16 protein-coding genes, 1 tRNA gene and 1 pseudogene are annotated in these 20475 nt (G+C 67.4%); 6 read left to right on the top strand and 12 right to left on the bottom strand.

Annotation, left to right across the window (positions count from 1 at the left end; genetic code table 11):
* Window positions 1-1066: 1066 nt before the first annotated feature.
* Both EDC64_RS23960 and EDC64_RS21185 read right to left on the bottom strand, forming a co-directional pair.
* Window positions 1067-1420, bottom strand: a pseudogene (locus EDC64_RS23960) (septal ring lytic transglycosylase RlpA family protein); the annotation flags it as partial.
* A gap of 239 nt (window positions 1421-1659) precedes the next feature.
* Window positions 1660-3297, bottom strand: a complete 1638-nt coding sequence (locus EDC64_RS21185) for a Na/Pi cotransporter family protein (RefSeq protein ID WP_132035233.1) — start codon at window positions 3295-3297, stop codon at window positions 1660-1662.
* 203 nt (window positions 3298-3500) lie between these two features.
* Here EDC64_RS21185 and EDC64_RS21190 point away from each other — a divergent pair.
* Both EDC64_RS21190 and EDC64_RS21195 read left to right on the top strand, forming a co-directional pair.
* Window positions 3501-3578: transfer RNA gene (locus EDC64_RS21190), tRNA-Pro, on the top strand.
* A 288-nt stretch (window positions 3579-3866) separates the two neighbouring features.
* Window positions 3867-4901 carry a sodium:calcium antiporter gene (locus EDC64_RS21195; protein ID WP_132035236.1) on the top strand — a complete coding sequence of 345 codons (1035 nt, stop codon included), beginning with the start codon at window positions 3867-3869 and terminating at the stop codon, window positions 4899-4901.
* 15 nt (window positions 4902-4916) lie between these two features.
* Here EDC64_RS21195 and coxB read toward each other — a convergent pair whose 3' ends face one another.
* The 6 genes from coxB to EDC64_RS21225 are packed head-to-tail and all read right to left on the bottom strand — an operon-like array spanning window position 4917 to window position 10423.
* Window positions 4917-5876: a cytochrome c oxidase subunit II gene (coxB, locus tag EDC64_RS21200; RefSeq protein ID WP_132035239.1), complete on the bottom strand. Its 960-nt coding sequence runs from the start codon at window positions 5874-5876 to the stop codon at window positions 4917-4919.
* A 9-nt stretch (window positions 5877-5885) separates the two neighbouring features.
* On the bottom strand, window positions 5886-6692 hold the full coding sequence (locus tag EDC64_RS21205) for a c-type cytochrome (protein WP_338023419.1): 807 nt from the start codon (window positions 6690-6692) through the stop codon (window positions 5886-5888).
* A gap of 44 nt (window positions 6693-6736) precedes the next feature.
* Window positions 6737-8506 (bottom strand): GMC family oxidoreductase, encoded by a 1770-nt coding sequence (locus EDC64_RS21210; protein WP_132035244.1) that lies wholly within the window; start codon window positions 8504-8506, stop codon window positions 6737-6739.
* Window positions 8507-8514: 8 nt separating this feature from the next.
* Window positions 8515-9321, bottom strand: coding sequence for a gluconate 2-dehydrogenase subunit 3 family protein (locus tag EDC64_RS21215; protein ID WP_132035247.1), 807 nt, complete (start codon window positions 9319-9321; stop codon window positions 8515-8517).
* Complete coding sequence (locus tag EDC64_RS21220; RefSeq protein ID WP_132035250.1) at window positions 9318-9680, bottom strand: hypothetical protein; 363 nt, start codon at window positions 9678-9680, stop codon at window positions 9318-9320. The genes EDC64_RS21215 and EDC64_RS21220 overlap by 4 nt, the downstream gene beginning before the upstream one ends.
* Window positions 9677-10423 (bottom strand): c-type cytochrome, encoded by a 747-nt coding sequence (locus EDC64_RS21225; protein ID WP_165933850.1) that lies wholly within the window; start codon window positions 10421-10423, stop codon window positions 9677-9679. Before EDC64_RS21225 ends, EDC64_RS21220 begins: the two co-directional genes overlap by 4 nt.
* Before the next feature lie 417 nt (window positions 10424-10840).
* Between EDC64_RS21225 and EDC64_RS21230 the strand changes: the two genes are divergently transcribed.
* A complete protein-coding gene (locus EDC64_RS21230) occupies window positions 10841-11146 on the top strand; it encodes a c-type cytochrome (protein WP_207916156.1) in 306 nt (101 codons plus the stop codon).
* A gap of 105 nt (window positions 11147-11251) precedes the next feature.
* On the opposite strand, the gene EDC64_RS21235 is transcribed toward EDC64_RS21230, so the two are convergent.
* Window positions 11252-12301: a PRC-barrel domain-containing protein gene (locus EDC64_RS21235; RefSeq protein ID WP_165933851.1), complete on the bottom strand. Its 1050-nt coding sequence runs from the start codon at window positions 12299-12301 to the stop codon at window positions 11252-11254.
* A gap of 381 nt (window positions 12302-12682) precedes the next feature.
* A complete protein-coding gene (locus tag EDC64_RS21240; RefSeq protein ID WP_132035259.1) occupies window positions 12683-14686 on the bottom strand; it encodes an AI-2E family transporter in 2004 nt (667 codons plus the stop codon).
* A gap of 368 nt (window positions 14687-15054) precedes the next feature.
* Here EDC64_RS21240 and EDC64_RS21245 point away from each other — a divergent pair, with 368 nt between their 5' ends.
* Both EDC64_RS21245 and uxuA read left to right on the top strand, forming a co-directional pair.
* Entirely contained in the window at window positions 15055-15870 is an 816-nt protein-coding gene (locus tag EDC64_RS21245; protein ID WP_132035262.1) for an MBL fold metallo-hydrolase, read from the top strand.
* 74 nt (window positions 15871-15944) lie between these two features.
* Window positions 15945-17135: a mannonate dehydratase gene (gene uxuA / locus EDC64_RS21250; protein WP_132035265.1), complete on the top strand. Its 1191-nt coding sequence runs from the start codon at window positions 15945-15947 to the stop codon at window positions 17133-17135.
* A 140-nt stretch (window positions 17136-17275) separates the two neighbouring features.
* Here the strand turns inward: uxuA and EDC64_RS21255 are convergent, their stop codons facing one another.
* Both EDC64_RS21255 and EDC64_RS21260 read right to left on the bottom strand, forming a co-directional pair.
* A complete protein-coding gene (locus tag EDC64_RS21255) occupies window positions 17276-17782 on the bottom strand; it encodes a YciE/YciF ferroxidase family protein (protein ID WP_132035268.1) in 507 nt (168 codons plus the stop codon).
* Window positions 17783-17950: 168 nt separating this feature from the next.
* Complete coding sequence (locus EDC64_RS21260; protein WP_132035271.1) at window positions 17951-19297, bottom strand: UDP-glucose dehydrogenase family protein; 1347 nt, start codon at window positions 19295-19297, stop codon at window positions 17951-17953.
* 335 nt (window positions 19298-19632) lie between these two features.
* Here EDC64_RS21260 and cysQ point away from each other — a divergent pair, with 335 nt between their 5' ends.
* Window positions 19633-20472 (top strand): 3'(2'),5'-bisphosphate nucleotidase CysQ, encoded by an 840-nt coding sequence (cysQ, locus tag EDC64_RS21265; RefSeq protein WP_132035274.1) that lies wholly within the window; start codon window positions 19633-19635, stop codon window positions 20470-20472.
* Window positions 20473-20475 lie beyond the last annotated feature (3 nt).

Genomic DNA, 20475 nt, shown 5'->3' on the forward strand with positions numbered 1-20475 from the left:
CCCGTGCGTCCCGCCGCTCACGCCGCGCACCATCCTGCCGCGCCGAAGGCCGACCCGACCCGCACCGACCGGAAGGCGCCCCGGCGTGCCGCGCCTCCCCCGGAGGACAGCGATGCCGGGTTCGCGGACGATTTCGACGACTTCGCCGCCGCGATGGAGGAGCGCCAGCAAGAGACGCCGGCTTTGTTCGACGCGCCGGCGCCGCGTCCGCTCGTCCAAGCCAAGCCGCCGGCCCCTCCGCGGCGGCCGACACGCGGACCGGCTTCGCGCATCCCGGACCCGCCGCCCGCGCCTGAACTCGAGGATCCGCTCCTGCCGTTTTTCGACGATGCCGTGCTGCCACTTCCGGGCGATTCCATATCGGAGCCGCTCGATGCGCGGATCCGCCGGCTGAAGGAACATGCGCCGCCGGACGCGGTGGCGCCGGCCGGCCGGCCGGTCGAGGGCGAGGGGCCGCGTGTGGGGCCGCTGCGCGCGCCGGTCGACGCGCCTGAGGAGACCGCCGGCCGGTTCGCCGACTTCCCGCCGGACGACGAGCCCCCACCGCCATCGCGTCCGGATGGGCCGCCCGAACAGTATCTGCCGCCTCATCTACGCTCGGCGCACTACGCCGCTGCCCATGCCCCGCGGCCCGTTTTGTCGCGGGACGACGTCAATCGCCTCCAGGCGGCGCTCTACGAATTGGGGGAATGCCGCCGGCTGATCGTGTCCGCCCTCGCGCCGCCGCAGGGCTGATCCGTCACGCGCGCCCGACCGGACAGGCGCGCTCCAGCCGCTGGGAGCCCGGCTGCCGATCGGACGGGGATCCATCCGATCGCCTCAGGTGCGGGACTGCCGAGGGGCGTCCGGCTCAGTTCGCCGGAGCGTCCGTGCCCTCTGCGGGTTCCGCGGGTGCGGCGCTCGGTGGCGGCACCAGCGTCCATCCACCCGTGGCATCGGCCGGCGTGTCAGAGGGGGTCTGCGCGGCCGGCGGTTCGGCCGGGGCATCGGCGGCCGCGACCCGGATCGCCGCGGGCTTGGCGGGAGGCTTCGGGATCGGCAGGGCGATCGTCTCGGCCTCGTCGTCCACCACGGCAACCCGGACCTTCGTCACGCCGTGCCGGGTGAAGCCGAGTTCGCCAGCGGCGGCGCGCGATACGTCGATGATGCGGCCGCGGATGAAGGGGCCGCGATCATTGATGCGGACGATGACGCTGCGGCCGTTGCGCAGATTGGTCACTTTCACCTTGGTGTCGAACGGCAAGGATCGATGCGCCGCGGTCATCGCATTGGCGTTGAACCGCTCGCCGCTCGCGGTCCCCTTGCCCTGCCAATAATAGGAGGCGACGCCGGTTTGGCCGCCATCGGCGCGCGCAGGTTGAACAAAAGCCCCGAGCGAGAGGGCGAATGATGCGAGCACAATCCCCTTTGTGACTGCCATGCCCGAACCTCCGTCTTGTTGATGGAGATCGCCCAATGGCTAGACAATGCGGCGAGAATGTCACCGCGTCCGGGCAGCAGCGTGATCGGGCTAAAGCAGGGTGTGCCTTTGCCAGCAAAAATGCCGATAAATTTGACTATGCGACAAATTAACCACACAGAACGGAAGCTGTGCCGTATGGGAAACGCGACTATGACACTTCGTTACGGTGATATACGTCGATACTAATAAATTTTACTTCACGTCTCCAGAACTTCTCCGCCGCGCTCAAGAACTGGGTAAGCCGTGCCGGAGACCAGATGGGCATTGATTCGCTTCAGATCGCGGACAACCTCGAGATGCAGCGTGCTGGTTTCCGCCTCGGCATTCGCGCCTTCCCGCAGGCGGACCATATGCGCCTCGGTCGCGCGGGTTTCGATGGTGCGGAAGATCGCCTTTTCCGCTGCGAGCAGGCGGGCGGCGCGGGGATCGTCGGAGATGAAGAGCGCGGCGGCGGTCCGCAGATTGGTCTCCACGCGGTCGAAAACGCCGCCCAGCGCGCTGCCGGCCTCCGCCGCGGGCGCGTCCCGCTTCAGCGATTTCGCGGCCAGAGAGAGCATGCTGTTGTCGATGACGTCACCGGCCTGCTCCATATTGGTGGTGAAGGCGAGGATTTCGGAAATGCGCTGTTCGTCCCGGGCGCTGAGGGCGCTGCGGTCGATCGACAGGAGATAGGCCTTGATCGCCGCGTTCAGGCGCTCCACCGCCTCTTGAGTCTCGTGGGCCTTGCCGATCGCCTCGGCGGTCCGGCGCTCGAGGGCCGCGCGCACGTCGCGCAGCATCTCGTCGAGCAGATCGGCGAGGCGGAGCGCCTCGCGCGCGGCATTGCCGATCGCGACGACCGGCGTCTCGGTCGCCGCCGGATTGAGATAGAGCGGGCGGTACGGGTCCGCGGCGGCGGCCTTGTCGGGAAAAAAGCGCGTCAGAAGCCGCGCATACTGCCCGAGGACGGGCAGAAAAATCACCGCCAGAACCAGATTGAAGAGGGTGTGGAAGTCGGCGACCGCGCGCTTGAGGTCGATGTGGACGTCCAACATCAAGGCGGTGATCGGATCGATCAGGGCGAGGCCCACCACCGCCCCGATCACGCGGTTGAGGAGGTTGCCCATCGGCATGCGGCGCGAGGCGGGATCCTCGGTGCTGCTCGCCTCCAGAACGGGATTGAGCGCGCTGCCGAGATTGGCGCCGATGACGAGGGCGATCGCGGCCTCCGGCGGCACCGCGCCCTGCGCCGCGAGCGACATGGTCAGAAGCACGATGGCGACGCTCGAATGCACCACCCAGGTCATGAAGGCGGCCAGAAGCATGGCGATCACCGGCTGGGTGGAGATCGCCCCCATGAGCAGGCGGAGAGAGGGTGTATCTTCGAGCGGGGTGAAGATCTCGATCAGATTGTGCAGCGCCAGCAGCATCAGGCCGAGCCCGATCACCGCCGGCCCGAGATCCTTGGAGAGCGACGCCCCCTTGCGCCGGACCATCACAACGCCGATCAGGAACAGAGCCGGCGCCAGTGCGGCGGCATTGAACGACAGCAATTGCACGACCAACGTCGTCCCGACATTGGCGCCGAGCATCACCGCGAGCGCGGGCACGAGATCGACCATCCCGGCGGAGGTGAAGCCGGCCACCATCAGGCCCGTCGCGGTGCTGCTCTGGAGCAGCGCTGTGACGCCGATTCCGGCGAAAAAGGCGCGCACCCGGTCCTTCAGCGCGGCGCCGAGCACCCTGCGGAGCCGCGGCCCGAAGGCCTGCTGCACGGCGTTCTGCACCATATGGGTGCCCCAGAGCAGCATCGCGACCGCGCCGGCGAGATTGATGAACGTTAAAGAAAAGGTCACGGCACGCCCCCATCCGGGCGGGACCATGCCATGCCCGGATAGGGCGTCAAAGGCCGCATCGCTGGGGACGGGGCGGGGAAGGGCTTGTCCGGCGTGGCGTCATGGTCTAAGGCTCCGCCCCATGTCGGAACGCTTCCTCCGCCATGTGCCCGGATCGGGCACCGGCGGTGCGAAGCGAGCGATGGACGTGGAGCGGTGCTTGACGGGCAGTAGCGCAGCCCGGTTAGCGCACTAGTCTGGGGGACTAGGGGTCGTGGGTTCGAATCCCGCCTGCCCGACCAACAGCATATGATTTCAGGCCTGGCTTGAAATCTCCGCTCCGAACGAAGGGCCGGGATGGCGTGATCCATCCCGGCCCTTCGCGTTTCCGCCGCAAGCGTCCGCGTCGAAGAGAATCCTCGCCTCGACAGCTCCACGTCGGCCTGCGCTCCGGCTGAAATCCGGCTCGTGCATCCGCGCCGCGAACAGAAATGCGCCCGGCCGCGTTGACCCGACTGGCGGCTCCGTCCACCCCGCGTTCGCGCACGGCCGGCTTTGCGCATCCGGGGGGCCGCCCGAGGAGGTCGGATATGCAGCTCACCGGCTTGAGCCTTTGGGTCATTGTGCCGATCTTTCTGGCGGCGGCCGCCATCGTGTGGGGCGCGGGGACGCGTTTGACCGGCTATCTCGACGGGATCGCCACGCTTACCGGCATCGGCCACGCCTTTGCCGGCATGCTGCTGCTCGGCGGCATCACGTCCTTGCCGGAAGTGGCCTCGGTGGCGACGGCGTCCGTGGCTGGGAACGCGCCGCTCGCCACCAACAATCTGCTCGGCAGCGTCGCGATCAATGTCGTCCTCATCGCCTTTGCGGACGTCCTGATGGGGCGCGAGGCCCTGACCTCCGTGGTGCCGACCTCGACCACGATCTTGCAGGGCGCGCTGGGCATGATCGCGCTCGGAATCCTGGTGCTCGCCATCCTGACGGGCGACGTCGCGATCGGCTGGATCGGTCTCTGGCCGGTCGTGCTGGCCGCCTATTGCGTCTTCGCCTTCCGGCTCTCTTCGCTATATTCCAAGCGGCGGCCCTGGCAGGCGGTCAAGGCGGCGCCACTCTCTCCCGTCCGGGATGAGGATCTGTCGGGGAGTTCGCTCCAGTCGCTGATCGCGAAGACCTCTCTTGCCGGGGTCGCCATTCTGATCGCCGGCTTCTTCCTGGCTCTGTCCGGCGAGGCGATCGCGGAAAAGACCGGCCTCGGTTCCGGCTTGGTGGGGCTGGTTCTGGTCGGGTTTGCCACCTCCTTGCCGGAGGTCAGTTCGATCGCCGCGGCGGTGCGGCTCAAGCGCTATGAAATGGCGCTGGGCGATATTTTCGGCACCAATCTCCTGACGATCGGCCTTCTCGTCATGGCGGACGGGCTTTATACCGAGGGTCCGGTCCTGGTCCATGCCGGCAAGTTCGAGACGATCGCCGCTTTGATCGGCCTCTTGCTCACCGGCATTTTCCTGGTCGGTCTGATCGAACGCGGCAACCGCTCGGTGGCACGCCTCGGTTATGATTCCCTCGCGGCCCTCTGCGTGTTTTTCGCAGGCCTCGCGCTTCTGGCCCTCACGCCGGCCTCGTGACGGGACCGCGGTGCCTCATTTCAGACCATCCAGATAGGCTGCCAAGGCCCGCAATTGCTCCCCGGTGAAGACGCCGAACGAGGGCATCTTGCTGGCGGGCTTCAGGTGCTGAGTGGAGGCGATCCAGCCCGCGAGGGTGCCCCGATTGGTCGGGAACAGGCCCGCGCCGATGGTGCGCCGGCTGCCGACATGCGTGAGATCGGGGCCGAGCGTGCCGGCTGCCGACGTGCCGCGCACCGTATGGCAGGCGCCGCAGCCGGATTCCAGGAACAGGTCCCGTCCCTGGGCCCGGAGCGTGGTCACGGGCTGGCGCGCATCCTCGCGCTGGCCGCGCATCCATGCTTCGAACGCCTCCGGCGTGTGCGCGACGACGTCGAATGCCATCAGCGCATGGGCGGAGCCGCAGAATTCGGCGCATTGCCCGCGATAGATCCCGGGCCGCTCGGCCTCCAGCAGGAGCCGGTTCGTATGCCCGGGAATCATGTCCAGCTTGCCGGCGAGGCTCGGGATCCAGAAACTGTGAATCACGTCGGCGGACGTCAGGAGGAAACGGACCGGACGGCCGACCGGGACATGGATCTCGTTCGCCGTGACCAGCGGCGGCGTCTCGGCGGTGGCGGCGGGATAGTGGACACGCCACCAGAACTGCTCCCCCGTGACGTGGATTTCGAGCGGTTCGGTGCCGGGCGCGCGCACCAGGTCGCGCGTCAGGACCAGCCCATAGACCAGCAGCGCTGTCAGGACGACGAAGGGAAAGATGATCCCGCCGCCGATCACCATACGATGGTCCGAGAGAAAGGCCCGGCGCTCCTGCGGCGCGAACAGCGCGAACGCGACGCAGGCCATCACGATCAGAAAGATGATCGCGGCACCCGCGAACATGATCCAGGTCAGCGTCGCGATGCCGGCGGCCGCGGAGCCGGCCGGCGCGAGCGCCGATTGAACACCTGAGAACACCGCATCCAGTCCGGACATTCTGCTCCCTCAGGGCTGCCGCGGCGCCGGGGCGCCAAGCGGACCGCCGGGGCCATCGGCGCCGGGCAGGCGACCCGCCGTCCAGGGCGTCCCGCTTGTGCCCACGGCGTGCGCCGGACGGAAAGCCCCGGCATCGGGCGTGATCTCGCGCCCGCGCACATTGGCGAGGAACACCGACACCGCCTGGATCTGCTCGTCCGTCATCGCCTGCGCGATCAGCGCCATGACGTTTTGAGGGTCGCCGCCACGCACGCCCCGTTTCCATTGCTGGAGCTGGAAAGCGAGATAGGCGGCGGACTGCCCGGCGATGAAGGGATAGAAGGGCGCCTTGCCGACCCCATTCTCGCCGTGACAGCCGGCACAGGCCGGCACGCCCTGCTCCGGAAGTCCGCGGGCCGAGATCGCGCCGCCGATCTGCAGCAGGCCGACATCGGCCGGGGCCGGGGGCGCGGCGGGCGCGGCGTTCGCGGCGGCGTAATAGGTCGAGACGGCGATCAATTCGTCTTCGGCCAGGGCCCGGGCGACGGGCGCCATGACCGGATTCGGCCGGAGGCCGCCGGCATAATCCTGGAGCGTCTTGTAGAGATACCAAGCCGACTGGTCGGCCAACCGCGGAAAAGCACCGCTGCTGTCCCCCGCGCCGTCGGCGCCGTGGCAACGCGCGCAAGCGACCGCATCCTGATGACGCCCGCCGGTGATCGCAATCTGACGACCGTGCACCAAATCCGCGCGCCGGTCGGCCCGGTCGGCAGGTGTCTGCGCGGCAGGCGTCGTCGGCCCGGGGAGGGCGGTTTGGGATACGGCCGGACCGGCCATAATCAGGGCCGTGCCGAGCGCCAGCAGGGGCAGGATCGCCCGCTTCACGACGGCACCAGCGGGCGGGGGTTTCGCAAATACTGCTTGAGCATGGCGTCCAGCGCCCAATAGGTCAGGGCGCCGACGGTTCCGGTCGGGTTGTAGCCGGCATTTTGCGGAAACACACCGGCGCCCATGACCCAGAGATTGTGCATGTCCCAGGATTGCAAATACCGATTGACGACACTCGTCTTCGGATCGGTGCCCATGATGGTCCCGCCGGTATTGTGCGTCGTCTGGTAGGGAACTATGCTGTAATGGTCGTCGAGCCAGCCGACCGAGACCGACTTGCCGCCCATCGCCTGCGCGACGCGCCAAGCCTTCTCCGTCACGTGGCGCGACATCAGCCGGTCATTATAGGGGAAATCGAAGGTGACCATGCCCAGCGGCTGGCCGAAGGCGTCGGTATAGGAGGGGTCGAGGCCGATATAATTGTTCGGGTGGGGCACGGACGAGCCGTGAATCGTCAGCGAGACCGTGCTGTTATAATTCTCGGCCACCGCCTGCTTCCAGGCCCGTCCCCAGCGCGGCGTCCCGTCCGGGACCGGGTGGAAATTGATGGGACGTCCGCTGGTCTGATAGGCGGCGATATAGGCCCCGCCGACGAAGCCGAGCCCGGAATGGTCGAAGCTGCCATTGTTGACGTCGTCGATCGCGGTGCCGAGCGCGCCGGCCCCCATGAACGGATTGATGCGCTTGGAGCCGGCATAGAATACATTTATGCCGCTCATCGTCTGATAGGTATAATTGCGGCCGACGGTGCCGGAACGGGTCCGCGGATCATAGGGCTCGCCGATGCCGGACTGCAGCATCAGGACCGCATTGTGGTGTGCAAAGGCGCACAGCACGACCATGGCCGCCGGCTGGAACACCTCCCGGCCGCGCGCATCGACATAGGTGACGCCGGTGGCGACATTGGCCCCTCGATCCCACTCCACGCGCAGCACATAGGACCGCGTGCGCAGCTCGAAATTCTTGTTGGCGAGGGCGGCCGGCAGGATGGCGACCTGCGCGCTGGCCTTGGCGAAGTGCTCGCACCCGTAGGTTTCGCAGAAGCCACAATACATGCAGGGCTTCAGCTCCAATCCGTAGGGATTGGTGTAGTGCCGGGTCGAGTTCGAGGAGGGGACCGGAAAGGGGTGATGGCCGAGTTCGGCCGCCGCTGTGCCGAAGAGATGGCCGGAATAGGCCTGCTTCATCGGCGGATTGGGATAAGGTGCGCTGCGGGCGCCCTCGAACGGGTTGCCGCCCGATTGGACCTCGCCCCGTAGATTGCCGGCCGTCCCTCCGGTGCCGCAGATCCTCTCAAAATAGTCGTAGAAGGGTTCGAGGTCCTCATAGCTGAGGCCCCAGTCCTGGATCGTCACGTCCTCGGCGAGAAAGTCGCGTCCGTAGCGGTCGTTCACCCACGAGCGCAGCGCGAACCATTCGGGCTGAAACCGCCAGGTCTGGCCGTTCCAATGAACCATCGCGCCGCCCACCCCCTCGCCGGGGAGGAACGAGCCGAGCTGGCGCATCGGCAGGGCCCGCTGGCCGGGAAAATTCCGGAAGCTCAGCGTCTGCACCCGTGGGTCCTGCATCAGCCCGTGCCGAACCGAATATTTCAACTCGTCGTGCATGGTCGGCGACTGGAAGTCGGGGATCGTCTGGCGCATCTGGCCGCGCTCGAGCGCAACCACGGTGTGGCCGGCCTCGGCCAGTTCCTTGCCGAGGATCGCGGCGGTCATGCCGCCGCCGACCAAGGCGACATCGACGGGGGGCATCCGGACAGCCATGGCGACCCTCACGGGTGGTCGGTGAGGTGGGCGTGGCGCGCGTCCTCGTTCGCCATGCTGATCGGTTCGCGGCGGTACGCGTAATCATAGGCATCGACGAGTTCGAGATATTGCGCATAGGCACCGGGAAAGCCCACCATGCGCCACCCGACCATGTCGCGATTGCCGCCATAAGCGGGGTCGGCAAAGAAGCCTTCGATCGTATTGGCGAGCAGAGTCTCGAAAAAGACCGGCGCCGGCAAAGAGGGCAGAACGATGCGTGCGGTCTCCAGGCCGGAGAGCACATCATCCCTCTCGGCCTCGCCCAAGTCCCAGAATTCGCGGCCGGCATTCGCCGCCCGGACATGGGCGCGGATTTCCTCGATGCCGATCTGGTAGAGCTGCGCCGGCGTGAAGCGCAATTGGTAGCCCTGCTCGGGCGGCGCGTCGGCAAGCCATGGCCCGTCGAGATACATGCGGTCTCCGGCGCCGAAACCGCTCGCGAGCTGCCGATCGATATAAGTCAGCACCCCGGCTGCCGCGGCGCCGGCAAAGGTCGCATCCGGCGGGATCAGGCGGTCCACCGCCGCGGTCACGAAAGCCGCTTCCGGGTCGTTGAAGAAGAACAACATGCCCGTGCCGGAGGGCGCGGCGGCCGCTGCGTTCGAGGCGGGGGAAGCGGGGGCTGGAGCCGCGGGTTGGGCGGCGGCCTGCGATCCGCGGCAGATCGGAAAGCCGCTCTCGTCACAGGTGCCGATGGCGACGGCCGCGCCGACTCCCGCGACGCTCGCGGCGCCGGTCTTCAGAAGATGTCGGCGGGAAACGGGTCGGGTCATGGGCGATCTCCCTTCGCTGACGCGCGCAGGACGGTCTGAAGACAGGGCTGGTGGGCCGCGGACCCCTGATAGGCGTCGCACAATGCGGCCTGCGGAAGCGGCGGCACCCGCGTCTGGCCGGGGGGCACGGTCGGCGGGCTCTTGGGCCCGCTATAGCCGGTGGTGGTCCCGTTGTTCGTGCCGGCGCCGACATGCGTCAGCCGCGCGACGCCGTCGCCGCCGGCTTGCGATCCGGATGCGCCGCGCGACTGCGTCACCTCGTCGGACACGTTCGCCTGTGCCCAGGCCGGAGCCGCCGCGAGCACGCACATCCACGCGCCGAGCGCGAAGCGGGCAAGCCGAAGGGAAAGATGCGTCATCGGCTGGGGCTCCCGTATCCGCCGGGTGGGGCCGATGCCGGAACCGGCGGCAACGTGCGGATGTCCCGCGTCGCCGTGCCCGGCGCGGCCGGAGCGAGGGCGGCGTAATAGGCAGCAACCCCCTCAATGTCGAATTCGGTCATCCGTCGGGCGATGCTTTCCATCACCGCCAAAAAATCGCCCTTGCGCGCGCCGGTCTTCCAGGCGCGGAGCTGGGCCTCGATATAGGCCGCATGCTGTCCCGCCAGCGCGGGATAGAAGGGAGGAAGACCGCGCCCTGCCGGGCCGTGGCAATTGACACAGCCTTGGATGCCGCGCGCTGCCGAACCCACCGCCGCCAGGTGCGCGCCATGTTGGAGCCGTTCGGGATCCAGCGTCGGGCGCAAGGCCGCGCGCACCGGGATCTGCACCGCGAAATAGATCGACACGTCCCGCATCTGCTGGTCGTCGAGGGCGCGGGCGATGGGCGACATGACCACGTTTTCGCGCGCGCCCGACGCGTAATCCCTCAAGGCTCGATAGAGATATTCAGGGCTTTGCCCGAACAGGCTGGGAAATACGGCGGCAGCGTCTCCCGCACCCTGCAAGCCATGGCAGGTGAAGCAGGCTCCGCCGGGTGCGCCGATCCCAACCGCGCCGACGACGACCGCACGGCCGCGCGACACCTCCTCGGCGCGCACTGCCCCTGGCTGCCAGACGGCCGCGCCCCCGGACTGTGCGCGACCCGGGCCGCCGCCGAGCACAACAAGCGTCGCACAGACCAGAGCGCGGCACATCATGCCAGAGGCGGGAGTCAGGTTTCGCGACATCCTGGCTCTCCCTGTGAACCCGCACGGGTTGGGTGAGTTTGGCTCGGGACGCACCGCGCCATCGCCCAGGTAACGCCGCACCTTGGAAAAATGTTTCTTGCCGGGTCCTAAAAGTGCCGTCTGACGGAGCGTTCTCCTGAGGCCGGATCTCCTGGTCCCCTTCTCGGAAGGCACCGGCGCTCACCGGTTCGGCCGGGGGTCGAGGGAACATCCGGACCGGCCCGGGCATTGCACTTCGAGCAGTGCGCGACCTTGAAAGCCGACGCCGTGTCCGACGCCATCTCAAGCCACGTCCTCCGCATCATAGCGATCGGCCTCGGTGCTCTGCTGTCGGCAGGATGCGATCGCGTCGTGCCGGCTGGACGGCAGGTGGCGGACGGCGACCCTGCGCGTGGCCATGTCCTCGTTCGGTCTTATGGATGTCAGACGTGCCATGCGATTCCCGGCGTCGCGGGCGTCAAAGGCGTCGTCGGACCGCCGCTCGACCGGTTCGCTCGGCGGGCCATGATTGCCGGCCTGGTGCCGAACGAGCCCGCGGTCCTGCTGCGCTGGCTGGAAAATCCGCCGCAGATCTCCCCCCGCACCGCGATGCCGGACATGGGCGTGTCACGCGCGGATGCACGGGACATCGCCGCCTATCTCTACAGTCTGGAATAGGAGGGGCACGACGCCGCATCGCACGACGGTGCATCTCGCGGACCGAAGGCGCCGGCGCCCCCCGGGGCGGCAGGAGGGCCGTGGCCCTCCTGCGCTGGAATCCCGTCAGCCGGCGTGTTCGCGCCAGAAGGTGTCGACGCGCTGGCGGTCCTGAGTGGACTGGTTCGGATCGGAGAAGCGGTCCGGATCCACCGTCGGCGCCTGATCGATGACGTCTTCTGACACGTTCAGAACGAAGGTGTTCAGGCCGGACGTGGCCCGCACCGACGACCACGGAACCGCCACCATATCCTCGCCGAGGCCGAGAATGCCCCCGCTGGCGACGATCAGATAGCGGATGTCGCCATTGCCGGGATCGAGAACGATATCCTCGACCGTGCCGAGCTGCTCGTCTTTCGGATTGCGGACTTCCGTCGCGGTCACGTTGGCGAGATTGATGAGACCGGTCTGCACTTCGCTCACCGGCCGGGCGCCGACCAGACGCTGCTGACGCCAGTTCGAGACCTCGTTGGCGTTCACGCCGGCCTGCTTCAGCTCGTTGGAATAGCCGTTATAGACTTGGCGGAGTTCGTCCAGAACGGTTGCGCAGGCCTGTTCATCGCCCCGATGCGCGAGGACGTTCACGGCCGCCCGCAGGGTGCGGATCTGATAGGGCGCCGAGCGGATGCCCCAGCCGTCTCCCGCCCACATCTGGTTGGTGTTGGGGGTGGCCGTCTGCGCGGTGGTGCCGCCCCGAGTCGGCTGTGTCGTTGCGCGATCATCGGCCCCGCGATTGGCCTCGGCGCGGGGGTCGGTCGCGCGGGTTTCCGCAGCGCGGCGATCCCCTCCGCGATTATCTGCATTCCTGTTGGCATCGGTCCCGTAGCCGGGTGTTCCCCAGCCCGCGAGCCAATAGCCGTCCTGGTCGAGGCGGCGGTCGAACGCCTGGAGATTCTGGAGGCATTGCTGCGCCACCTGCTGGCGCTGGCCCTGCTCGCCCTGCGTTGCGCCGCGCATTCCCGGCTGACGGTTCTGCTGAGCCGGCATCTGCTGCTGTGCGGTGGCCGGGCGCTGCATCCCGGGTTGCGTGGTTTGCTGCTGAGCCATTGCGCCGTGGGAGCCGATCGCAAGACCGAGGGTGGCGACTGTCGCGCCGAGTACATGCTTCGTCTGCATTGGCATTTCCTTCCGCTGGGATCGCGAGGGGTGAAAACCCCGCCGCTCGCGGGGCCTTCCCTTTCGAAAGCCCCCCAGCGCCAGCAGGTTCGGGATCGGCGCTCGCCTTTTTGATCCTGCCGACGGCTCCGGCACGCGACGGGAATCGCGACCGCGGCAATGAAAAGACTCGGGGCCTCAAAGTTTTGAGATGCCGGGATCGGGAGCTTGACGATCCCGATATCTCGGCCATCGGATCACTTGTTTTTGATCTCTCGCCGGGCGGCTGTGGCCTCAGCCGAATGGGGAATGATTTTCGGCGTGAGCGGCTCATCCGATCCCGTGCAGCCCCGCCCACGCCGGCGCAGGCGGGGGAAGCACATCTGAGTGGTAATGCCTCCCTCAGGCGTCGACGAGACGAGCATCGTTGGGTTCGCGCCCGTCGGTCGGGGGCGTGCCGGTCTCCTCTGCCGCGAGACGGATCAGACCGGCCAGCATCTCGTCCATGGTGGTTGCCACGATGTCTGCGCCTGAACCGGTCTCCAACGTGGTCCGGAACGCCCGATCCTCCTGCGCACCCCAGGCGCAGAGAATGATGCGCGCCCCGGGAATGCGGCGTCGCAGGCGCCGGACGGAATAGCGCATCAGGGCGGCCGAGCGGGTTTCCAGCGTCGACAGCATCGCCACGGCAAAACCGGCACGGCCAAGGTCCGACAATGCGCCGCTGGAAAGCTGGTCCGGCCCTTCCAGGCGGGTGACCAGGCCGTGGCGTCCCACGAGATCGGCGGCGACCGCCGCCGCTGCCGCGTCGAGGCCGGAGCGAAGCGCAAGGCTGAGCACGGGTGTCGCGCCTTGCCAGCGCTCCGGCAAAGCTGAAGGATCGAAGCGCGGTCGGACGCGCGCCGGCCGGCCGGATTCGTCCAGCGCCGCCTCGGTTTCGACGTCGTGCGTATCGCCGTCCCGCGCCACGTCGTCGTAATCCGAGAGGTTGTCCAACAGTTCGCTGACGCTCGTCCGCAGCCGTTCGACCCGCTCGTCGTCGAGGCTGCCGCGCTCCGCATCACGCTCCGCGAGCCGCAGGCCGGGCAGGGCGACCTCGTCGAGATAGCCCAGCAGCGTGCCTTCCTTCAGAAACTCTTCCGCCTTGCTCGTCGCTTCGGTGGGGTCGCTCGCCAGCATGCGCTGGTAGAACAACTCGGAGGCGCTGAGGGCAGGGCGGTCGCCCAGCATCACGTCGAGATAATCGAGTTGGTCCACGTGCCGCCCCAGCACGACGAGGCACAAGGTGAGGGGGGTCGAAAGAACGAGGCCGATCGGCCCCCACAGCCAGGTCCAGAACGTGGCGCATACCACGACGGCGACCGGCGAGAGGCCGGTGCTTCGGCCATAGACCATCGGCTCGATGATGTGGCCGACCAGAGGCTCGACCACGGCGAACAGCACCACGGTCCAGACCACGATGCTCCAGCCGGGATCGACCGCCATGGCGAGGGTGATCGGCAGCAAGGCGGCGATGATGGCGCCGACATAGGGCACGAAGCGCAGCACTCCCGCCAGGAGCCCCCAGAGGGCCGGGCTCGGCACGCCGATCACCCACAGGCCGAAGCCGATCACGGTGCCGAACGCGGCGTTCAGCGCGACCTGCGTGAGAAAGAACCGGGACAGGCGCGCGGCAGCCTCGTCCAAGGCGGCGGTGGTCCTTTGGATATCCTGGGCGCCGGCAAGACGGATGAAGCGGTTCCTCAGGTCTTCGCGCTGGAGCAGGATAAAGATCACGAAAATGATGATGATGCCCGTTGTCGCAAGCGGATGGACCAGGGGCTCGATCACCGACTGGAGCATGCCGATCGTGCCCGGCGCGCGGTCGTGGATTTCGACCGGAAGCGGATCGGCGCTCGTGGCGGAGGGCATTGGGCCTCCGGGCGCCGGGATGTCGGGACGATCGATTTCCCGGCCGAGATCCTGGAACATCTGACCGAGGCGATCGAAGGTCCCGGATCCTTCGGCCGTGTCCTTCAGCGTGCGGATCTTCTCGCGCATCGTCTGCTGATAACGGGGCAGGTCGGTCGCCAGCTCGACGATCTGGCTCGCCACGACGCCCCCGAGGGTGACGATGCCGACAAAGGCGAAGGCGACGACCACGATCACGGACAGGGTGCGGGGCAGCCGCAGCCGGCGCAGCCCCAGGATCAGCGGCGCGAGCACGAAGCTGAGAAGCACGGCCAGGGCGATCGGCACGAGCACGTCGCGCGCGAAATAGAGCATCGCGACGATGGTCACGAAGCCGATGAGCCAGTTCACCTTATCGGTGCCGAAGGCGATCTTCGGCAACCCGTCGGGGATGACGAGCGGCTTGCTGCGCGACGCGCGGTCGCCGGACGCGCGGTCCGCTGCGGGAGGCTTCACGGCCGGAACGATCCAAAGCGCACCGCGCGGTGCGCCGGACGGGGCGAGGGGGGGCAGACATGAGCGGACGGCACGCGATCCTCCGGCGGCCAGACGGCCGAGCTTTCCGTTAACGCCGCCCGCGGCGGAAGGTTGCGCGGGGGTGCAAACATGCTGCGCGGGGGTGCAAACCTGCTGCGCAGGGCTTGGTCGAGGCCGCGCAGGGCGCTAGTGTCGGTCCGGCTGCGACGGTGCCGTCATTGGATGCCGTCGGAGCGTCAGATCCCGCTTCCGTTCCCTTCATGGAGGGTGTTACCCGCGTCGCGGAACGCGCAGATCGCCGTCGCGGCGGCTCGCGCGCCCGAAATGCGGCTGCCCGCGAGCCGATCATGTCCTTCACGTTCACCATTCTCGGATGCGGATCCTCCGGCGGCGTGCCGCGCGTCGGTCAAGGCTGGGGCGCCTGCGATCCGGCGGATGCGCGCAATCGCCGCCGCCGGTGCTCGCTGCTGGTTCGGCGGCACGGGCCGGGGGGCGTGACCACCGTCCTCGTCGACACCTCGCCCGACCTGCGCGAGCAATTGCTGGATGCCGGCGTCGACGATATCGATGCCGTTCTCTTCACCCATTCGCATGCCGACCATACCCACGGGATCGACGATCTGCGCCCGCTGGCGATTCACCACCGGCGGCGCCTCGACGCTTATATCGATGACGAGACGTCGGCCGCCTTGCATGCGCGCTTCGGCTATTGCTTCGAGACGCCGCCCTCGGGCACCTATCCCCCCATCCTCACCGAGCACCGCTTCCACGAGGGGCGGCCGATCGAAGTGACAGGGAAGGGGGGGCCGATCACCGCTTTGCCGTTCCGCCAGCGCCACGGAGAGATCGATTCCTTCGGGTTCCGCTTCGGCGACGTCGCCTATTCGAGCGATGTCAGCGCCTTCCCCGAAAACAGCCTGGACCAGTTGCGCGGGCTCGACATGTGGATCCTCGACGCGCTGCGGGACCTGCCGCACCCCACGCATTTCACCGTCAGGGAGGCGCTGGATCACATCGCGCTGCTGAAACCGCAACGCGCCATTCTGACCAATCTCCACACCGATCTCGATTATGCGGAACTCGCCGCCCGCCTGCCGGACGGCGTCGTGCCGGCCCACGACATGCTGACCTTTGCGATCCCCGAATCTTCTGCACGAACGTGAGGGTGTTCTCTCAAAGACCTGATAAATAACATATATTCGAATTCGGTGAAGTTCGACGACAAGGTGAGGCGGACATGCGGCAGGGGTGGCGGTGGTACGGGCCGGACGATCCGGTGAGCCTCGACGACGTCCGTCAGGCCGGGGCGAGCGACATCGTGACGGCCCTGCATCATGTGCCGATCGGCGAAGCCTGGACCGAACGGGACGTAGCCCGGCGCAAAGCGGAGATCGAGGATGCCGCGCCGCATCGAAGCCGGCTGCGCTGGAGCGTGGTCGAATCGATCCCGATCCCCGACGCCGTGAAACGCGACGGCGCCGGCGCGACGGCGGCGATCGACGCCTGGATCGCCAGCCTCGAGGCCGTGGCGCGGAACGGCATCAAGATCGTGTGCTACAATTTCATGCCGGTGATCGACTGGGCGCGCACCGATCTCGAATGGGAACTGCCGAACGGCGCCCGCGCGCTGCGCTTCGACCAGGACCGCTATGCCGCCTTCGACCTGTTCATCCTGCGCCGTCCGGGGGCGGAGCGGCAATATGACGGCGCGGCGATCGGCCGGGCGCAAGCGGCGTTCGCGCGCATGGCGCCCGCGGACGTCGCGGACTTGGTCCGGGTGATCGCCAGCGCCTTGCCGGGCTCCACCACCGAGCCGCTCACCATAGAAGGCTTCCGGGACACGCTCGACGCCTATCGCGGCATCGACGCTGCGGCGCTGCGGGCGAATTTGATCGGTTTTCTGGCGCGGGTCGCACCGGTGGCGGAGCAGCTCGGCGTCACCTTGACTTTGCATCCCGACGATCCGCCGCGGCCGCTATTCGGCCTGCCGCGCATCGCCTCGACCGCCGACGATTATGCCGCTCTCTTTTCGGCCGTGCCGTCGCCGGCCAACGGCATGTGCTTCTGCACCGGCTCGCTCGGCGTGCGGCCGGACAACGATCTGCCGGACATGGCGCGCCGTTTCGCGCCGCGCATCGCCTTCGCCCATCTGCGCGCGACCAAGCGGGAGGCGGACGGCCTGTCGTTCCACGAGGCCGATCATCTCGACGGCGATGTGGACATGATCGCCGTCCTGCAGGCGCTGCTGGCGGAAGACCGGCTCCGCGCGCCGGGCGCCCGCATCGTGTTCCGCCCGGACCATGGCCACCGCATGCTGGACGATCTCGCGCCCGGCAAGCGCACCAATCCCGGCTATACCGCCATCGGGCGGCTGCGCGGTCTCGCCGAGCTGCGCGGCGCGATCCGGGCTTTGGAGGCGTCGGCCTGAACCGGGGGGATTTCCCGGAACGCGGGATATCCCGTCATGTTCCATAATATCTCTTCTGCGAATTGTGGGGCTTGTTTTTAGGGCGCCGACACGGCCGGCGCCCTCTCTTGCGGCTGGGAAATGCGAAACTCCGCGCGGGCCTATTCGGCGGCGCGGATGTTCAGCTTGCCTTCGGCGATGCTGGTCAGCTTCTGGTCCGCGGCTTTCTCCTCGGCCAGGGTCTTTTCGAGCACGCGGGCGCAGTCCGCGCGTCCCAGGCGCTTCGCCCAGGCGACCAGCGTGCCGTAGCGGGTCATTTCGTAATGCTCCACCGCCTGCGCGGCGGCCGCCAGTGCGGCGTCGAGGACTTCCTTGTCGGCGATCTCCCCGGCGATTTCCTCGGCCTCGTCGATGATGCCGTCGATGGCCGGGCACGTCACCGTCTTCGCTTCGACGCCGTGCATCCGGAACACTTCCTCGAGCCGCGTCACATGGCCCTCGGTTTCCTTCAGATGCGCCTGGAACGCCTGCTTCAGCGTGGCATCCGACGTTTTGTCGATCATCTTGGGCAGAGCTTTGAGAATGCGCTTCTCGGCATAATAGATGTCGCGAAGCGTATGGACGAACAAATCGTCCATGGTTTCAATGTCTTTTGAGAAAAGGCCCATGGCGAAGCTCCCGTTCTTGGCGGATGTGGGGGGCAGGACGCGCCGCGCATCCTGCCTAGCCATCGAACGTGAGGCGGAGATACTTGTTCCTGCTGCGCAGCTCGGCGTCTCGCGCCAAGCTTCCGTGAACCGCAAGGCTTTGCGGCGATATGAACCGCCCTGCCCGGTCTATTCCGCGGCGTCGAGATTTTCTTCCGCGCTCTGCCCCACCGGACGCCCGACGCTCTCATAGACGAAGCCGAGCTGCGCCATCTGGTCCGGCACATAGATGTTGCGCAGGTCGACCAGAACGGGCTGGCGCAGGATCGCCTTCATCCGGTCGAAATCGAGGGCGCGGAAGGCGTCCCATTCGGTCACGATGACGAGGCAGTCGGCATCCTGCGCAACGTCATAGGGGCCGGTGCCGTATTCGACCGCGGCGGGCAGAACTTTCCTGGCCTCGTCCATCCCCTCCGGGTCGAAGGCCCGCACGCGCATGCCCTTGTCGAGGAGCGCGTGGATGATCGACAGAGCCGGACTGTCCCGCATGTCGTCGGTGTTGGGCTTGAAGGTCAGGCCGAGGATCGCCGCCGTCCGCCCCCGGACCTGGCCGCCGAGCGCCTTTTCGACCTTCCGCGCAATGGCGAGCTTGCGCACGTCGTTGACCGCGATCACGGTCTCGACGATGCGCAGCGGCGTGCCGACCTGCTGCGCCGTGCGCGTCAGAGCGAGCGTATCCTTAGGGAAGCAGGAACCGCCATAGCCCGGTCCGGCATGGAGAAATTTCGCCCCGATGCGGTTGTCGAGGCCGATGCCGCGCGCCACGTCCTGAACGTTCGCCCCGACCTGCTCGCACAAGTCGGCCATCTCGTTGATGAAGGTGATCTTCATGGCGAGGAAGGCGTTTCCGGCATATTTGATCAGCTCGGACGTCCGCCGGGCAGTGAACATCAGCGGCAGCTGGTTGAGCGAGAGCGGCCGGTAGAGCGCGGCCATCACGGACCGGGCACGCGGATCCTCGGTGCCCACGACGACCCGGTCGGGCCGCTTGAAATCCTCGATCGCCGCGCCTTCGCGCAGGAATTCGGGATTCGACACCACCGAAATGTCGGCCTCGGGCCGGGTCTCCCGGATCACCCGCTCGACCTCGTCGCCGGTCCCCACCGGCACCGTCGACTTCGTAACCACCACGGTGAAGCCTTCCGCGACCGCAGCAATCTCGCGGGCGGCGGCAAAGACATAGCTGAGGTCGGCGTGCCCGTCGCCGCGCCGCGAGGGCGTGCCCACGGCGATGAAGACGGTCTCGGCCTCCTTCACGGCGCGGGTGAGGTCGGTGTCGAAGTCGAGCCGTCCGGCGGCGCAATTGCGCGCCACGAGTTCGTCGAGACCCGGCTCGAAGATCGGGATCCGCCCTTCGCGGAGCATGGCGATCTTGCCCGCATCCTTATCGATGCAGGTGACGTGGTGGCCGAAATCGGCGAAGCACGCGCCGGATACCAGCCCCACATAGCCCGTCCCGATCATTGCAACCCGCATGCCGTCGCCCTCTTGTCGCTGTCCGAACACCTGCCGGGATAATGATGCGGCGTTTATAACAACAACACGGCAGCGTCCCCTGAAATATGACGCCGTCTAACACATAAAACACAATATTATTGCGTAAAAATTATTAATCACCACAAAAATATTGCAAATCTCTGCGGCGACGCTTAGGGATCGAACGGCTCGGCGCGCCTTGGATCCCTCCCCAGCGAGAGCGTTCGGTGGTATCCGGCGTTCGGTGGTATCCGGCTTTCGCCGAAACAGAACTGGTTTGGACCGGCAGATCCGCGGCACCCGTCGCGAAACTCCGGTTGGTTTGGGAAACGGGCATGTCCACGCGCGCCGCTGCTAGTCTTCTTCTGCCCGATCTCATGCGCCTCGTCGTGTCCGCCGGCGCCGCGATCCTGGACGTCTATGCCACCGACTTTACCATTGCGCACAAAGCGGACAATTCTGCCGTAACGGAAGCCGACCTTCGGGCCGAGGCCATCCTCCTCGAGGGGCTGGCACTCCTGTCCCCCGGCGTCGCGGTGGTGGCCGAGGAGCAGGTGTCCGCCGGGGGACCCGCTTGCGCGGCGCCAATCTTCTATCTGGTGGACCCGCTCGACGGCACCCGCGAGTTCGTCTCGCGCAACGGCGAGTTCACCGTGAATGTCGCTTTGGTGGAGGACGGGTGCCCGGTCGCCGGACTGGTCTACGCCCCGGCGCTCGGGATCCTCTATGGCGGCGTGGTCGGCGCGGGCGCGGCCAAGCATCGGATCGAGTCCGGCAGGATCGGCCCCGCCGAAGCGATCACGGTGCGCGCAGCCGCGCTCGACGCGCTGGCCGTGCTGGCGAGCCGGTCCCATGCCGATGCGGCGACCCGAAGCTGGATCGACCGCCTGCCCGGCGCCAGCGTGCTGTCGGCGGGCTCCTCGCTGAAATTCGGCCTGATCGCCGAGGGACGCGCCGATCTGTATCCGCGCTTCGGTCGAACCATGGAATGGGACACGGCGGCGGGCGATGCCGTCCTGCGGGCGGCGGGCGGCTGCGTCGTCTGCCGCGACGGGCTGCCCCTGCGCTACGGCAAGGACACCCGGACCGACGACGCCCCGTTCGCGAACCCGCATTTCGTGGCTTATGGCGATCCTCGGCTGGCGCCGCTCGCCATTCTTCCGGTGGAGGGGTGACGA

The sequence above is a fragment of the Aquabacter spiritensis genome (assembly GCF_004346185.1).
GTDB classification, from domain to species: Bacteria; Pseudomonadota; Alphaproteobacteria; order Rhizobiales; family Xanthobacteraceae; genus Aquabacter; species Aquabacter spiritensis.

Excerpts from the sequence above, each read along its gene's own strand:
- cysQ (WP_132035274.1), top strand. The coding sequence starts at position 19,633 with ATGTCCACGCGCGCCGCTGCTAGTCTTCTTCTGCCCGATCTCATGCGC.
- EDC64_RS21215 (WP_132035247.1), bottom strand. The coding sequence starts at position 9,321 with ATGACCCGACCCGTTTCCCGCCGACATCTTCTGAAGACCGGCGCCGCG.
- EDC64_RS21235 (WP_165933851.1), bottom strand. The coding sequence starts at position 12,301 with ATGCAGACGAAGCATGTACTCGGCGCGACAGTCGCCACCCTCGGTCTT.
- EDC64_RS21210 (WP_132035244.1), bottom strand. The coding sequence starts at position 8,506 with ATGGCTGTCCGGATGCCCCCCGTCGATGTCGCCTTGGTCGGCGGCGGC.
- EDC64_RS21220 (WP_132035250.1), bottom strand. The coding sequence starts at position 9,680 with ATGACGCATCTTTCCCTTCGGCTTGCCCGCTTCGCGCTCGGCGCGTGG.
- coxB (WP_132035239.1), bottom strand. The coding sequence starts at position 5,876 with ATGTCCGGACTGGATGCGGTGTTCTCAGGTGTTCAATCGGCGCTCGCG.
- uxuA (WP_132035265.1), top strand. The coding sequence starts at position 15,945 with ATGCGGCAGGGGTGGCGGTGGTACGGGCCGGACGATCCGGTGAGCCTC.
- EDC64_RS21205 (WP_338023419.1), bottom strand. The coding sequence starts at position 6,692 with ATGGCCGGTCCGGCCGTATCCCAAACCGCCCTCCCCGGGCCGACGACG.
- EDC64_RS21245 (WP_132035262.1), top strand. The coding sequence starts at position 15,055 with ATGTCCTTCACGTTCACCATTCTCGGATGCGGATCCTCCGGCGGCGTG.
- EDC64_RS21260 (WP_132035271.1), bottom strand. The coding sequence starts at position 19,297 with ATGCGGGTTGCAATGATCGGGACGGGCTATGTGGGGCTGGTATCCGGC.
- EDC64_RS21195 (WP_132035236.1), top strand. The coding sequence starts at position 3,867 with ATGCAGCTCACCGGCTTGAGCCTTTGGGTCATTGTGCCGATCTTTCTG.
- EDC64_RS21255 (WP_132035268.1), bottom strand. The coding sequence starts at position 17,782 with ATGGGCCTTTTCTCAAAAGACATTGAAACCATGGACGATTTGTTCGTC.